1 tRNA gene and 1 rRNA gene are annotated in these 431 nt (G+C 46.9%); both read left to right on the top strand.

The window, feature by feature from the left end:
• Positions 1-137: 137 nt before the first annotated feature.
• Positions 138-253: ribosomal RNA gene (rrf, locus tag IQO02_RS05640) — 5S ribosomal RNA — on the top strand.
• 67 nt (positions 254-320) lie between these two features.
• Positions 321-397, top strand: a tRNA-Asp gene (locus IQO02_RS05635).
• Positions 398-431 lie beyond the last annotated feature (34 nt).

Here is a 431-nt window from a genome sequence, read left to right as displayed (position 1 = left end):
GCTAACCTGTACTAATTGCCCGTGAGGCTTAACCATACAACACCCAAGGGGTTTTGTGGACTCAATAGAAAGACAGACCTTGAATGCGTTTGATGAGACATAACTTTTAAATACAGTTTTCCGAATTTTAAAATTTGCTTGGCGACCATAGCATTGTGGACCCACCTGATTCCATGCCGAACTCAGAAGTGAAACACAATAGCGCCGATGGTAGTGTGGGGCTTCCCCATGTGAGAGTAGGACATCGCCAGGCTTTAAATTAAATCTTTAGGTTGACCAACCTGGAGATATGGACGCTCACTTAGTGAGTTGACCACTGCGGAGTGGTAGTTCAGTTGGTTAGAATACCGGCCTGTCACGCCGGGGGTCGCGGGTTCGAGTCCCGTCCACTCCGCCACTTATTCAGAGTTTCAGCTCTTTAAAACTGAAAA

Source organism: Vibrio sp. OPT24, from assembly GCF_015163545.1.
GTDB classification, from domain to species: domain Bacteria; phylum Pseudomonadota; class Gammaproteobacteria; order Enterobacterales; family Vibrionaceae; genus Vibrio; species Vibrio cyclitrophicus.
Note: the sequence above shows the minus strand (reverse complement) of the source record. Positions and strands in the feature narration are given on the sequence as shown.